At 67.1% G+C, this 13,040-nt stretch carries 12 protein-coding genes; 9 read left to right on the top strand and 3 right to left on the bottom strand.

Annotated features, from left to right (window positions below):
- Positions 1 to 39: 39 nt before the first annotated feature.
- Positions 40 to 909: a 3-hydroxyisobutyrate dehydrogenase gene (gene mmsB / locus OVA31_RS05300; protein ID WP_267630061.1), complete on the top strand. Its 870-nt coding sequence runs from the start codon at positions 40 to 42 to the stop codon at positions 907 to 909.
- Between the two features lie 42 nt (positions 910 to 951).
- Here the strand turns inward: mmsB and OVA31_RS05295 are convergent, their stop codons facing one another.
- The 3 genes from OVA31_RS05295 to OVA31_RS05285 form a co-directional block, all read right to left on the bottom strand.
- Entirely contained in the window at positions 952 to 1,455 is a 504-nt protein-coding gene (locus OVA31_RS05295; protein WP_267630060.1) for a MarR family winged helix-turn-helix transcriptional regulator, read from the bottom strand.
- A gap of 22 nt (positions 1,456 to 1,477) precedes the next feature.
- Complete coding sequence (locus OVA31_RS05290; protein WP_267630059.1) at positions 1,478 to 3,043, bottom strand: DUF222 domain-containing protein; 1,566 nt, start codon at positions 3,041 to 3,043, stop codon at positions 1,478 to 1,480.
- A gap of 351 nt (positions 3,044 to 3,394) precedes the next feature.
- Entirely contained in the window at positions 3,395 to 4,054 is a 660-nt protein-coding gene (locus OVA31_RS05285) for a TetR/AcrR family transcriptional regulator (RefSeq protein WP_267630058.1), read from the bottom strand.
- A 224-nt stretch (positions 4,055 to 4,278) separates the two neighbouring features.
- Here OVA31_RS05285 and OVA31_RS05280 point away from each other — a divergent pair, with 224 nt between their 5' ends.
- The 8 genes from OVA31_RS05280 to OVA31_RS05245 all read left to right on the top strand — a co-directional run bounded on the left by OVA31_RS05280 (position 4,279) and on the right by OVA31_RS05245 (position 13,034).
- Positions 4,279 to 5,820: an amino acid permease gene (locus OVA31_RS05280; protein ID WP_267630057.1), complete on the top strand. Its 1,542-nt coding sequence runs from the start codon at positions 4,279 to 4,281 to the stop codon at positions 5,818 to 5,820.
- A gap of 145 nt (positions 5,821 to 5,965) precedes the next feature.
- A complete protein-coding gene (locus tag OVA31_RS05275; RefSeq protein ID WP_267630055.1) occupies positions 5,966 to 6,811 on the top strand; it encodes an urea amidolyase associated protein UAAP1 in 846 nt (281 codons plus the stop codon).
- 30 nt (positions 6,812 to 6,841) lie between these two features.
- Positions 6,842 to 7,507: an urea amidolyase associated protein UAAP2 gene (locus tag OVA31_RS05270; RefSeq protein ID WP_267630054.1), complete on the top strand. Its 666-nt coding sequence runs from the start codon at positions 6,842 to 6,844 to the stop codon at positions 7,505 to 7,507.
- A 31-nt stretch (positions 7,508 to 7,538) separates the two neighbouring features.
- The gene (locus OVA31_RS05265; protein WP_267630052.1) at positions 7,539 to 9,593 is read left to right on the top strand and encodes a 5-oxoprolinase/urea amidolyase family protein; all 2,055 of its coding nucleotides are present in this window, start codon (positions 7,539 to 7,541) and stop codon (positions 9,591 to 9,593) included.
- Positions 9,590 to 11,245: an allophanate hydrolase gene (gene atzF / locus OVA31_RS05260; RefSeq protein ID WP_267630050.1), complete on the top strand. Its 1,656-nt coding sequence runs from the start codon at positions 9,590 to 9,592 to the stop codon at positions 11,243 to 11,245. Before OVA31_RS05265 ends, atzF begins: the two co-directional genes overlap by 4 nt.
- 139 nt (positions 11,246 to 11,384) lie before the next feature.
- Entirely contained in the window at positions 11,385 to 11,579 is a 195-nt protein-coding gene (locus tag OVA31_RS05255) for a hypothetical protein (protein WP_164311027.1), read from the top strand.
- Between the two features lie 13 nt (positions 11,580 to 11,592).
- A complete protein-coding gene (locus OVA31_RS05250) occupies positions 11,593 to 12,489 on the top strand; it encodes a DUF3558 family protein (protein ID WP_267630049.1) in 897 nt (298 codons plus the stop codon).
- The gene (locus OVA31_RS05245; RefSeq protein ID WP_267630047.1) at positions 12,486 to 13,034 is read left to right on the top strand and encodes a DUF3558 domain-containing protein; all 549 of its coding nucleotides are present in this window, start codon (positions 12,486 to 12,488) and stop codon (positions 13,032 to 13,034) included. Before OVA31_RS05250 ends, OVA31_RS05245 begins: the two co-directional genes overlap by 4 nt.
- Positions 13,035 to 13,040 lie beyond the last annotated feature (6 nt).

Genomic DNA, 13,040 nt, shown 5'->3' with positions numbered 1-13,040 from the left:
TTCACCAGCACAACCGAATTCACATTGGGAGATTCGACAATGACGACGATCGCCTTTCTGGGACTGGGCAACATGGGTGGGCCGATGGCGGCGAACCTGGTGACGGCCGGACACACCGTGCACGGGTTCGATCCGGTGCCGGAGGCGGTGAAGACTGCGCAGGGGAACGGTGTCGAGACCTTCCCGACGGCGGTCGAGGCCGTGGCGGCAGCCGAAGTGGTGATCACGATGCTCCCGAGCGGGCCGATCGTGAAGAAGTGCTACGCCGACATCCTGCCCGCGGCGCCGACCGGCGCGCTCTTCATCGACAGCTCCACCATCTCGGTCGATGACGCGCGGGAGATCAACGAGCAGGCCGCCGAGCACGGCTTCGCCCAACTCGACGCCCCGGTGTCCGGCGGGGTGAAGGGTGCGGTCGCGGGCACGCTCGCCTTCATGGTCGGCGGTGCGGACGACGCGTTCATCGCCGCGCGCTCGACGCTGGACCCGATGGCGGGCAAGGTGATCCACTGTGGCAGCGCCGGCGCGGGCCAGGCCGCGAAGGTGTGCAACAACATGGTGCTCGCCGTTCAGCAGATCGCGGTCGGTGAAGCGTTCGTGCTCGCCGAAAAGCTCGGACTCTCCGACCAGGCGCTCTACGACGTGATCACCGGTGCCACCGGCAACTGCTGGGCGGTCCAGACCAACTGTCCGGTTCCCGGTCCGGTCCCGACCTCGCCGTCGAACAACGATTTCAAGCCCGGCTTTGCGACGGCACTGATGAACAAGGATCTGGGTCTGGCGATGGATGCGGTGGCCAGCACCGGGTCCCGGGCGCCACTCGGTACCCATGCCGCCCAGCTGTACAAGGCATTTGCCGAACAGCACGCCGGCCTGGACTTCAGCGCGATCATCACGTCGCTGCACTGAACCAGCAACCCGCGCAATGACGTTTCTGACGTGAGGCGAGGCTCAGAAGTCCCCGGCGTCTCGCCGAAGCGACTGAATCGCCGTCACCATCGCGGCCATCTCGTCGTCGCTCATCCCGACGTCGCCGAACACCTCGGTGTTGAGCGTGGCCGTCGCGTCCTCGACGGTCGAGCGGCCGAGGTCGGTGATCTCCACCAGAGTCGTGCGTCCATCGGTCGGATGAGGCACGCGGCGGACCAGCTTGGCCTCCTCGAGGCGCCGGATCGCGTGGGTGACGCTGGTGACATGGACTTGCAGCCGGTCACTCGCCTTGGTGATCGGCAAAGCGCCCTGCCGGGAGAATGCCAGCAGCCGTAGCAATTCGAAACGGGAGAAGCTCAGATCGTAGGGGCGTAACGCCGATTCGACGCGGGCCAGCAGGATCTGGTGGGCACGCATGACCGAGGTGACCGCGACCATCCCGTCGGCGACGTCGCCCCAGCCGGCATCGGACCAGTTCTGACGCGCCTCGGCGATCGGATCGAAACGCATGCTGCGGCCTGCCATGCAGATCACCTTAGCGATCGCATCAGTCGTCGGTGGCCTCGCGGCGTTTGCGGTTGCGTTCGCGTTCTTGTTGTCTGCGGGCGTGCTTGGCCGCCACCCGGCTCTGCGAGCGGGTGGGCGGTGATGGCTGCGGTCCCGGCGTGGATAACGGTGGTGCTTGCGATGGCGCGGTGAATCGGATGCGGCGCAGTCCAGGGAACAGGATGTCGAGGTGTTCGGGGACGCCGGAGATGATCAGTCCTTCCGGGGTGGTGAGTTCGGTGCGCAATCTGCCGGTGTGGTCGCGGTACTGGTCGTCGACCCAGTTGCCGAAGGTTTTGAGCAGGTGCCCGAAGCGGTCTTTGGCGTTGAGGTTGTCGGGGGTGGTCTGCCCGCCGAACGCGGGGAAGTGGTGATCGTATTCGGCGACGTGGTCGACGTCGGCGTCGAAGGACGAGGTGGTGTTGCCGGGGATGACGCTGTAGCCATCGCGAATCCGTACGAAGGTGTCCAGGGCGGCCGACGGCCGATACGGGTCGGACGTCAGATGTGCGGGCAGCGTGAATGAGCCGTCCGGGTTCTGGGGTGTGCCCGGCGGGACGAGCCGTTTGATGACGGCGTCGGGGCGCGCGGCGAGATCGCGGACGTGCTCGTCGGAGACCACCCCGTGCCCGGCGACATAGCCGGCATGGTCGGCGGTGCCGTTGAGGGTGGCTTCGTCGCAGACGACGTGGATGACGACCGTGGAGTCGACCGGCGGGATGGTGGCGGGTTCGGGGATCTGGGCGCCGCATTGCGACGTACCGCATTGGCATTCGAAGGGGGTACCCGACAACAGGGCGAACATGGCATCCGACGCGCGTTGCTGTCGGGTGCGGCCATCGCACTCGCACACCGCGGCGGCCAGGGCTTTCACTGCGGCTGCGGCGATGCGTGCGTTCTCGGCCGCCATGGTCGCGGTCAGTGTGGCCGTGCCATCTTTCCCGGCGTGCACCCACATGCCGCGCGCGTCGAGGGCGCGGCGGCGTTGTTCGCGTACGGCGTCGGGATCATGCCGGAATACGATCCGGTCGACCATGTCCTGCAGGCGTTCGCGTGACCATGCTCCTTGATGGAGGTCGAGGGCGGCCGCGATCTCACCGTCGATGAGGGTCGCGTGGTCGTGGCCGTCGATCAGGTCGGTGCGGGAGATGATCGTCGCGACCAGTTCGGCCGAGATACGTCCGTCACGGAGACGTTCGGCGATCAGGGGTAGCCGGTCGCGCAACGCGAGGGCTTGGTTGATGACTTTTTCGGCGGCTTGCTGGGTGATGCTCAACGCCACCGCGATCCGGGCGGCGCAGTCGGCGAAACCATCCTTGAGGAACAACGCGTGCGGATCGGGAGTGTTGCCGACGATCCGGGAATGCAGCTCGGCCGCGGTGCGGTAGCGCTGCCACGCCAGAAACGACTGGCCGCGTTGCAGTGCGACGAACGAGCCCACGAGGTCGTTGGTGTCGGCGTCGGGGATCTCGTCGGCACCGACATCGCCGGTGAACAGCGGTGCGAGGTCGGGCCATGGTGAGGCGACACCCCACCACGACGACAACGACCACGCCGGACCCGACACCGAGGACACCCTTTCGCACGAAGAGATCAGGGAACACCAGGACCGTTCCCACATATCTCTTCGAAAACCAGCCCCAACAACGGAGGCCGACCTCGGATTCATCATCAACCGATCCTGCTGACAACCAATCTAAGGCACGACACCGACAAGATTCGGCTCAGCCGCGATCGACGTGAATCCGATCGGCAGCGGAATGTGATTGCCGGGTTGGCAAACCAGAGAATCTCAGTCGGTGACCTGAGGCAGGAGATATCTCCCTGCAAATGTATTCGACATCCCCACAATGTGATTCGAGTGAAGATCTCGCTCGACGAGCCGGGACTTCCTCGCTTCCGGAGGCTCCTCTCAGCCCTACTCGTCGGCCGATTGCGTCGGCTTGTGCTCCATCAGCATCTCGATGGCGCCCACGATGGTGTCGACCAGTCCGGTGACCGTGTGAGCGCCGAGTTCGCCGCGTGTCTCGTCGGACCGCATCATGATGACCGACTCGACGAGCCGGAAGGGCAACAGTCCGCGAGTGTCGGACACGTCGGCCAGGGCCGCGGTGGCGAGCGCTTCGTATGCGGCCGACAATTCCTGGCGGGCGGCGCGGAACTCGCCGAACCTCACGTCGGCCAGCTCGGGCAACAAATAGAGTGCGCCGAGGTTCCACCGCGCTGCCGCAAGCTGCGTGACGTCGTAGCGGGCGAGATCGAGCAGGCGTTGCAGCGGTTCCCCCTCGGACGTCAGGAGCTCACGCGCCTGCTCGAGTGAGGGATCGACGGTGGTCGCGAGCAGAGCGGCCAGGATGTCGTCCTTGGTCTTGAAATAGTGATATAGCGATGCCTGCCGGACTCCGACGGCGTCGGCGATCATCCGCGTCGACGTCCCGGTGTACCCGTGGCGGGTGAACAGCTCGGCTGCGGCGTCGAGGATCTCGTCGCGGGCGGTCTCGCCCCGGCGTTTCGGCTTGACGAGCCGTGGCCGTCCCGGGCTCGCGGCCGTGCGCGATGAAGCCGGAGGCGTCGCCATCTCGTCCCCGTTCGTGTTGTTGGTCGGTCGACAGAATCACCCTAGTGCACCGTTACCGCCCGTGCCGACGCGCTGACCTGGGGTGGTGTTACACAGACGTAGCGTGCGTTTTCCGGTTCGAAACATTTCTGTCATTCGACAGAAATCGCCGAACGGTTATCTGTCACTCGACAGATAAAAGCTCACCGTGGAGCTCCCGACCCTCAGCAGAGAGGCGAACGATCATGACCTCCACCGCCATCACCCCTCCGGCCGAGCCGCCGACATCGTCGGGCGGCGATGCCGATGATCTGTCCGAGTTCGGCTATGACCAACAGTTGCACCGATCTCTCGGCACGTTCGCGTCGTTCGCCGCCGGCTTCTCCTTCGTGTCGATCCTCACCACGATCTTTCAGCTGTTCGGCCTGGGCTTCGGGTTCGGCGGGCCGGCGTTCTTCTGGACGTGGCCCATCGTCTACGCAGGTCAGTTCCTGGTTGCGCTCTGCTTCGCGGAGATCGCCGCGCGCTACCCGATCTCGGGCGCCATCTACCAGTGGTCGCGGCGAATGGGCGGAGAGGTGATCGGCTGGTTCGGCGGCTGGTTCATGATGATCGCCCAGGTCGTCACGGCCTCGGCCGCGGCCATTGCACTGCAGGTGGTCCTGCCGTCGGTGTGGAGCGGGTTCCAGATCATCGGCGACGACCCGACCCTGACCAGTACCAGCGGTGCCGCCAACGCGGTGCTGCTCGGTTCGATCCTGCTCGTCATCGTCACGGCCATCAACTGCGTCGGCATCTCCTGGATGAGCCGCATCAACAACATCGGCGTCACCTGCGAGCTCGTCGGCGTCGTCGCGGTGGTCCTCGCGCTGTTCACCCACGCCAAGCGCGGGCCTGACGTCGTCTTCGACACCGGCATCCCCGGCCAGCAACCCGGCTACATCTGGGCGTTCATCGTCTCGGGCCTCATGGCCGCCTACGTCATGGTCGGCTTCGGCTCGGCCGGTGAACTCGCCGAGGAGACCAGGAACCCGCGGCGGGTCGCTCCCCGAACGATCCGTCTCGCCCTGACGGTCTCCGCGATCGGTGGCGGACTGATGCTGCTCGGTGCACTCATGGCGGCGCCCACCCTCGACGACGAACTCGCCACCGGCGGTCTGCCCTACGTTCTCGACTCGGTTCTCGGCAGCTTCTGGGGCAAGGTCCTGCTGTGCGATGTCGCCGTCGCCATCTTCATCTGCACCCTGGCGATCCAGACGGCGTGCTCGCGGCTGATGTTCTCGATGGCTCGCGACGGACGGCTCCCGTTCTCCAAGACGCTGTCCCACGTGAACGAACGCACCGGCACCCCGATCGCACCGTCGATCCTGATCGGACTGCTCTGCATCGGCATCCTCGTGGTCAACGTCGGCAACTCGGCGATCTTCGCGACCCTTGCCAGCGTCTGCATCATCCTCATCTACCTGGCCTACCTCGCCGTCACCGCGCCGATGCTGTACCGCCGATTCCAGGGCTGGCCGAAGGGCGGCGTCGCGGTGGATGCCGAGGGCAAGAAGCTGTTCTCGATGGGTCGTCTCGGTATCGTCGTGAACCTCCTCGCGGTCCTCTACGGCGCGTTCATGGTGGTCAATCTGTCCTGGCCGCGGGCCGAGGTGTTCGATCCGGCGGGGGAGATGCCGATCCTGCGCTGGGCGGGTCCGATCTGCATCGCGATCACCGTGCTCGTCGGCATCGCCTGCTTCCCGCGGGGCAAGGAACATCCCAAGCCGGTCACCGTCGGCGCGTAGTCGCCCGCCCTTCGTGGCTCGCTTCGCTCACACCTCAGGGACCGGGCTCCGGAACCCCGCCACGTCCCTCGATCCCTGAGGAGCGAGCTTGCGAGCGTCTCGAAGGGTCGACCACCCATCCCACCCTCCAAGGAGTTTCATCACCATGTCCGGCACCGCAACCACCGCCAGCACCGCAGGCGCCCGTGAGCATGCACGCTCACAGGCCGGCACCCTCACGGACTCGATGCCGGTGGTGCCGGCCAGCGCCTGGCCGAATCCGCCCGCCGACGTCGATCCATCCCAATTGACCTGGGCCGAAACGGTTCCCGGCGGTCGTTACACCAGCAAGGTACTGGCCCGCGGCACCAGGTTGCGCCTCCGCGACGTCACCGGCAGCGCCTGCGCACACCTGATGCTGTGGCGCGTGGACGCACCGTGGGAGCGGCTCAACGTCGCCGACACCGTCAAGGTGCCGTGGCAGGCATACGTCACCACCGGGCACCCGTTGCTCAGCGACCAGGGCCGGGTACTCGCCACCGTCGTCGCCGACGACAGCGCCCATCACGACGCCCTGTGCGGTACCACCACCGTGGGATCGAACCTGGCCAAGTACGGTGCCGGAGCAGCTCATTCGGACAGCCCGGCCGGACGAGAGCTGTTCACCCTGGCCGCTGCCAAGAACGGGCTGGGCACAGCCGACGTGGCGCCGTCGCTCTCGTTCTTCCACGGCGTCGTGGTGGAGGCCGACGGCACGCTCACTTCCAAGGGCTCGGCGGGGCTGGACAAGTCCGTCGACCTGATCCTGCATCTGCCGTGCATCGTTGCGATCGTCAACACCGCACATCCCCTCGATCCCGCGCCGGTGTTCACGGCAGGCCCCCTCGAGGTGCTCGGCTGGCAGGCGCCCGACGATCTCGACGACCTGCTGTCGTCGGTCGGCTCGACCGATCCGGAATACCAGCGCGCCGTGGCGAACTCCGAAGACGCCTGGGCCGCGGCCCATTTCTGAGCACCCGACCGACCCTGCAAGGAGAACACCATGACCACCACCATGTCTCAACGTGACGCGGCCGACCTGGCCCTCGTGCCCGGAGCGGTGATCGACGACGCCGAGGTCGGCGAGCGGGCTCCGTGGTCCGGCGTCATCGCCGCCGGTGACGTGTTGACCATCGTCGACCTCTACGGCAACCAGGCCGTCGACACTCTCTTCTATGGCGGCCACGACCATACGATCCGATACTCCGCGCAGGCCACCATCGCCGCGCAGGGAAACGTCTTCCTCACCACCGGCACGGTGATCCGCGACCAGGAATCCGCTCCGATGATGACCATCGTCGACGACGAGGTGGGCAATCACGACACACTCGGCGGCGCCTGCTCGCAGGAGTCCAACACGTTGCGATACGGCCACCACACCAAACATCAGCACGCCTGTGTGGAGAACTTTCTCATCGGCGGTGCGCGCCACGGCCTCGGTAAACGAGACCTCGTCGGCAACGTCAACTTCTTCATGAACGTGCCGGTCGATCCCGACGGTTCCCTCGGCATCGTGGACGGGCTGTCCGCACCCGGGAAGCGGCTCGCGTTGCGTGCGGAGGTCGACACCCTGGTGCTGATCTCCAACTGCCCGCAGATCAACAACCCCTGCAACGGATTCGACCCGACGGCGGTCCGCGTCATCGTCACGCGCCCCGCAGCGGGCTAGACCGCGAACAGACACGAGGAGCTGACTCCCCATGGCCACCATCACCGTTCTCCGTGCGGGGCCGCTCACCACCATCCAGGACTGGCCCGGCCGGGTCGGCTACTGGAAGGTCGGTGTGCCGCCGTCGGGACCGATGGACGACCTCTCGTTCCGGCTCGCCAACCAGGCGGTGGGCAATCCTGATCACGCGGCAGCGCTCGAAGCCACCATGATGGGCCCGGCCCTGCGCTTCGCGGCGTCGGCGCGGGTGGCGGTCACCGGTGCACCCGCGGTGGTCACCGTCAACGGATCGATTGTGCCGCAATGGGTGCCGATCGACGTCGAGGCCGGCGATGTCCTCGACGTCGGTGCGGCGGCCGATCTCGGCATGCGCGCCTACATCGCGATCTCCGGTGGGGTCGACGCCGAGGATTATCTGGGCAGCAAGTCGACCTTCACTCTCGGGCGGTTCGGCGGTCACAACGGTCGTAAGCTCGACGACGGCGACGAACTGGCGCTTGCGCGACTGTCCACCGGCGCGGTGCGGCGAGTCCTCGGTGACGAGCAGCCGGCGTTCACCCACACGTGGCAACTCGGCGTCACCGTCGGACCGCACAGCGCGCCGGAGTTCTTCACCGCCGACGACATCGAGGACCTCCTCGGCACGGCTTACGAGGTGCACTTCAACTCCGACCGCACCGGTATCCGGCTGATCGGTCCGAAGCCGCAGTGGGCCCGCACCGACGGCGGTGAGGCCGGCCTGCACCCTTCCAACATCCACGACAACGCCTATTCCGTCGGTGCGCTGGATTTCACCGGCGACACGCCGATCCTGCTCGGGCCGGACGGGCCGAGCCTCGGTGGCTTCGTCTGCCCGGTGACCGTCGTGACAGCTCAGCGGTGGAAGCTCGGACAGCTCAAGCCCGGCGACACGGTGAAGTTCGTCCCGGTGCGCAGCGATCGGACCGCGTCACCGTCGGAGACCGGGCTGGGACGCCGCGCATGCTTTGTGGATGTTCTCTCCTCTGGCGGCGATCCGGACGGCGGCATCCTCGGTTCCACCACCACCGCGGACGGCTCCACCTCGGTCACCTACCGCCGCAGCGGCGACGACAACATCCTCGTCGAGTACGGCGACATGCACCTCGATCTCGCCTTGCGTGCCCGGGTGCACGCACTGAGCGAGCGGATCGACGCCGAGCGACCCGCCGGACTCATCGACCTGACGCCGGGAATTCGGTCACTGCAGATCAAGGCGGACCCCGATGTGTGGTCGCAGGGGCGAATGCTCGCTTGGCTCAACGAGTGTGAGAGCCAGTTGCCGGCCGCGGAAGATCTCGTCGTCCCGAGCCGGACCGTGCACCTGCCGTTGTCATGGGACGACCCGGCAACCCGCGAGGCCATCGAGCGCTACATGCTCGGTGTTCGTTCCGACGCACCGTGGTGTCCGTGGAACATCGAGTTCATCCGCCGGATGAACGGTCTGGAGTCCGTGGACGATGTCCATGAGATCGTGTTCGACGCGAGCTACCTGGTGCTGGGGCTGGGCGACGTCTACCTCGGCGCTCCGGTTGCCGTGCCGCTCGATCCGCGTCATCGCCTGGTCACCACCAAATACAACCCGGCGCGCACCTGGACGCCGGAGAACGCGGTCGGGATCGGGGGCGCCTACATGTGCATCTACGGCATGGAGGGGCCCGGCGGTTACCAGTTCGTCGGCCGCACCACACAGGTGTGGAACCACCGGTATCCGGCGCCTGCGCCGGGCTTCGACCCGGAGCACCCCTGGCTGCTCCGGTTCTTCGACCAGATCCGTTGGTACCCGGTGAGTTCGGCGGAACTCCTCGACATGCGGGCTGATGTGGAAGCAGGCCGCGGCGACAGTGTGCGCATCTCCGACGGCTCCTTCTCGCTCGCCGAGCACCAGCAGTTCCTCGACGAGAACGCCGGCGACATCGCGAGGCGGCGTGCCACGATGGAAGCAGCGCGTGCCGAGGAGCGCGAGCGGTGGTCGCGTCAGGGTGAGTTCGCAAGTGTACCGGCGGGTGATGCACTGACGGACGCCGTCGGGCAAGGGGAGGTCGCGGAACAGGGGAAGGTCGCATGAGCAGGATCACCGACATCTATCGGCGTATCGACGAGGCCGACCGTCCGGAGGTGTTCATCGCACTTCGCCCCCAGAGCGAGGTGCTGGCCGAACATCAGGACTCGCTGGCCACCGGCGGGCCACTGGCGGGAATCGTCCTCGCGGTCAAGGACAATGTGGACGTGGCCGGGCTCCCGACCACCGCCGCGTGCCCCGACTACGCCTATGTGCCGTCGGCAGACGCGCCGGCGGTTGCCGCGCTGCGCTCGGCGGGAGCGGTGATCATCGGCAAGACCAACCTCGACCAGTTCGCCACCGGACTCGTCGGCACTCGGAGTCCGTATGGGGCCGTTCGGGATTCGCGACGTCTCGACCGGATATCGGGTGGGTCGAGCTCCGGTTCGGCCGTCGCCGTGGCCCTGGGGTTAGCCGACATCGCGATCGGGACCGACACGGCCGGGTCGGGACGCGTCCCCGCAGGCCTGCAGGGAATCGTCGGGATCAAGCCGACGCTGGGCGTGGTCTCGACAGAGGGTGTGGTGCCCGCCTGCGCGAGTTACGACACGGCGACCATCTTCGCGGCGGACCTCGATCTCGCGAATCGGGCGATGGCCGTGATGGCCAGAGCGCAGGGAAAGCGACCGTTCGGTCCGGCCACGCGGCTGGCCGCCACCGAGCAGCCGACCGTCGCGGTACCCGCGGATCTGCCCGAACTCGACGACGCGTGGCGCGATGCCTTCGCTGCGGCGGTCACCAGGGCCGAGGCCGCGGGACTACGGATCAAGCCCATTGACCTCGGGCCGTTCCTGGCCGCGGCGAAGTTGCTGTACGAGGATGCCCTGGTCGCCGAGCGCTACGATGCGGTCGGACAATTCGTCGACGCCGCCGGGTGTGGGCTGGACCCTGTGGTGTCCGGGATCATCAGCGGCGCAAAGCGTTTCGATGCGGTTGATCTGCTGCGTGCCCGTCGTCGTCTTGCGGAACTCCACACCGAGGCGATGGCGGAGTGGGGCGATGCGGATGCCCTGCTGGTGCCGACGGCGCCGATGCACCCCACCCTGGCCGAGGTGGACGCGGACCCGATCGGGGTGAACTCCCGGATGGGCACCTACACGAATTTCTGCAACCTCTTCGATCTGTGTGGTCTCGCGGTGCCGGCCGGTCAGACCGACGAGACCGACGGTACCCGTGCAGAATTCGGCGTCACATTCCTGGGGCGTGCACACGACGATGCGGCTATCGCCGATCTCGCGCGCCGGTTTCTCGACGGCACCGCCGATGCCGCGCCTGCCTGGCCCGAGGTGAGTGGCGCCCCGGCAACCGAACTTGCAGTGTTCGGTGCGCACATGCGCGGGGGCCCGTTGACCCACGAACTCTCGGATCGGGGAGCGCGATGGTCGCGTGAGGTGGCCACCGCGCCGAACTACCGCCTCGTGGCGCTCGACACCGTCCCCGCCAAGCCGGGCCTCCTCCGCGACCCCGAGCGTGGCCAGGCCATCCAGGGCGAGGTGTGGACGCTGTCGCCGGCCGCGTTGGGAGAGTTCCTGGCCGCGCTACCAGCCCCGATGATGCTCGGCAGCGTCGAGCTGTCCGACGGCCGGTGGGTGGTCGGATTCGGTTGTGCGGCGGATGCCGGCGATCACGGTGAGCAGCTGGATCGAACACGCTGGTGAGAGCGGACGGCCGCGAGGACGCGTCCCCGCGACGGGACGGCCGCGCCGCCCCGGCGCCGGTCACGCGGCATGCGTCGCTCTCGTGGTTACAGTGGAGACAACCTCAGCGTCACCCCGTTCCGCTCACCAAGGAGGAGCCATGGCGGTAGATCCGGCGAAGAGCAAAGCGGTCTCCCAAGTCGTCCGTCAGCACCCCGGTATGAGTCTCGTCGCGGTCTCCCCGGGCATCGTGGTGTTCCTCCTCGTCGGGTTCCTGCTGAACTGGCCGCTCGCCATCCTGCTGGGCCTTGTGGGTGCCGGCGCCGGCTACTACTTTCTGACTCGTCAGAAGTAGACCCCGAGGAGCGATGACCACACGCGTCGACAGCTGGATCTGGGCGATCCGGCTCACCAAGACCCGGTCAGCGGCCGGTGCGGCATGCCGTGGCGGACATGTGCGAGTGAACGGCGTGACCGCCAAGCCTGCACAACCCGTCGCGATCGGAGACGAAGTCCGGGTGCGCCTCCACGGTCACGAGCGGGTCGTCGAGGTCACGAAGCTGATCGGCAAACGTGTTTCCGCGCCCGCCGCGGCCGAGTGCTACATCGACCGCAGCCCGCCCCCACCTCCGCGCGAGATCGTCGCGAGCCAGCCGCGCCGGGATCGCGGCGCCGGGCGACCGACCAAGCGAGAACGACGCGAACTCGACCGCCTGCGGATGCAGGGCGGCCTCCTGGTCTCCCTTGTCCTCGTCGTGGTCGTGGCCCTCGCCGGCTGCTCGGACGACTCGGACGACCCGGCTGCACCCACGACCGCCGACGCACCGGGTAAGGCCGGTGCGGGTCCGTTCTTCGGCGCGTGTGGAGGAGTCACGACCGAGGAGGTCACCCGGATCACCAAGTTCGCCGGTCTGGCCAACACCGTGAACAATGCGTCCGTCTGCGAATGGGACAGCAGCAACGACCGCACTGGGCCGGTGGCCTCGTTCAACTGGTATCGCGGGTCCCCGATCGGCCGCGAACGGGCCACCGAGCAGTTGTCACGCGAATCCACCAAGGACATCGACATCGACGGGCACAAGGGGTTCATCGCATCCGACATGGGGATCTGCGAGATCGGTATCGCCTTCGGCGCCGACTTCTTCGAATGGTCGGTGAGCGCGGGTACGCAGGCGCTCGGGAGCGCACAGCCGCCGCCCGCGACAGATCAGATCTGCGATTCGACCCGCGAACTCTCCCGGCTCTCGATCGAGCGTGCATCGTGAAACGCCTGTTCACGCTGATCGCGGTGCTGTTGCTGGTCCTCGGTCTCGGGACGGCGTGCGCCCGCGACATCGACGGCGAGCCGGTGGCCGTCGGCGCCGCCGACGGCGAGCAGCAGGGACACGTAGACACCGATCAGTACGACAAGCTGCTCCTCGAATGCGAGGTCCTCTCGACGGCGCAGATCGCGCAGGCGGTCGGCGGAAGCGTCGCCCGCGGCACCTTCAACGGGGCGATCTGCCGTTGGCTCGTCGAGGGCGCCACCTCGGCGAGTGTCACCTTCAACTGGTTCGAGTGGGGGGACCCGAACGTCGAGAAGCAGACCGCCAAGAAGCTCGGTTACGAGACCGAGAACATCAAGGTGGCCAGCCAGGCGGCGTTCACCCAGCGCGATCCGCAGCGACCCGCAGTCTGTGGGGTCACAGCGCGCGCCCCGAGTCGCGGTGTCTTCACATGGTGGGTCGAACCGCGCACGGCAGCGGTGCCCGCGGACCCGTGTGCCGCGCCGATCAAACTGATGGAGCTGCTTCTCAGCGGCGGTCAGTAGTCAGGC

The organism is Gordonia sp. SL306, from assembly GCF_026625785.1.
Taxonomy (GTDB): Bacteria; Actinomycetota; Actinomycetes; order Mycobacteriales; family Mycobacteriaceae; genus Gordonia.
The sequence above is the reverse complement of the archived record's forward strand: the minus strand, read 5'-3'. Positions and strand labels throughout refer to the sequence as shown.

What these genes read in the sequence shown, in the direction of transcription:
- OVA31_RS05285 (WP_267630058.1), bottom strand. Translation starts at nt 4,054, where the DNA reads ATGGCGACGCCTCCGGCTTCATCGCGCACGGCCGCGAGCCCGGGACGG.
- OVA31_RS05265 (WP_267630052.1), top strand. Translation starts at nt 7,539, where the DNA reads ATGGCCACCATCACCGTTCTCCGTGCGGGGCCGCTCACCACCATCCAG.
- mmsB (WP_267630061.1), top strand. Translation starts at nt 40, where the DNA reads ATGACGACGATCGCCTTTCTGGGACTGGGCAACATGGGTGGGCCGATG.
- OVA31_RS05255 (WP_164311027.1), top strand. Translation starts at nt 11,385, where the DNA reads ATGGCGGTAGATCCGGCGAAGAGCAAAGCGGTCTCCCAAGTCGTCCGT.
- OVA31_RS05280 (WP_267630057.1), top strand. Translation starts at nt 4,279, where the DNA reads ATGACCTCCACCGCCATCACCCCTCCGGCCGAGCCGCCGACATCGTCG.
- OVA31_RS05275 (WP_267630055.1), top strand. Translation starts at nt 5,966, where the DNA reads ATGTCCGGCACCGCAACCACCGCCAGCACCGCAGGCGCCCGTGAGCAT.
- OVA31_RS05295 (WP_267630060.1), bottom strand. Translation starts at nt 1,455, where the DNA reads ATGGCAGGCCGCAGCATGCGTTTCGATCCGATCGCCGAGGCGCGTCAG.
- atzF (WP_267630050.1), top strand. Translation starts at nt 9,590, where the DNA reads ATGAGCAGGATCACCGACATCTATCGGCGTATCGACGAGGCCGACCGT.
- OVA31_RS05270 (WP_267630054.1), top strand. Translation starts at nt 6,842, where the DNA reads ATGACCACCACCATGTCTCAACGTGACGCGGCCGACCTGGCCCTCGTG.
- OVA31_RS05250 (WP_267630049.1), top strand. Translation starts at nt 11,593, where the DNA reads ATGACCACACGCGTCGACAGCTGGATCTGGGCGATCCGGCTCACCAAG.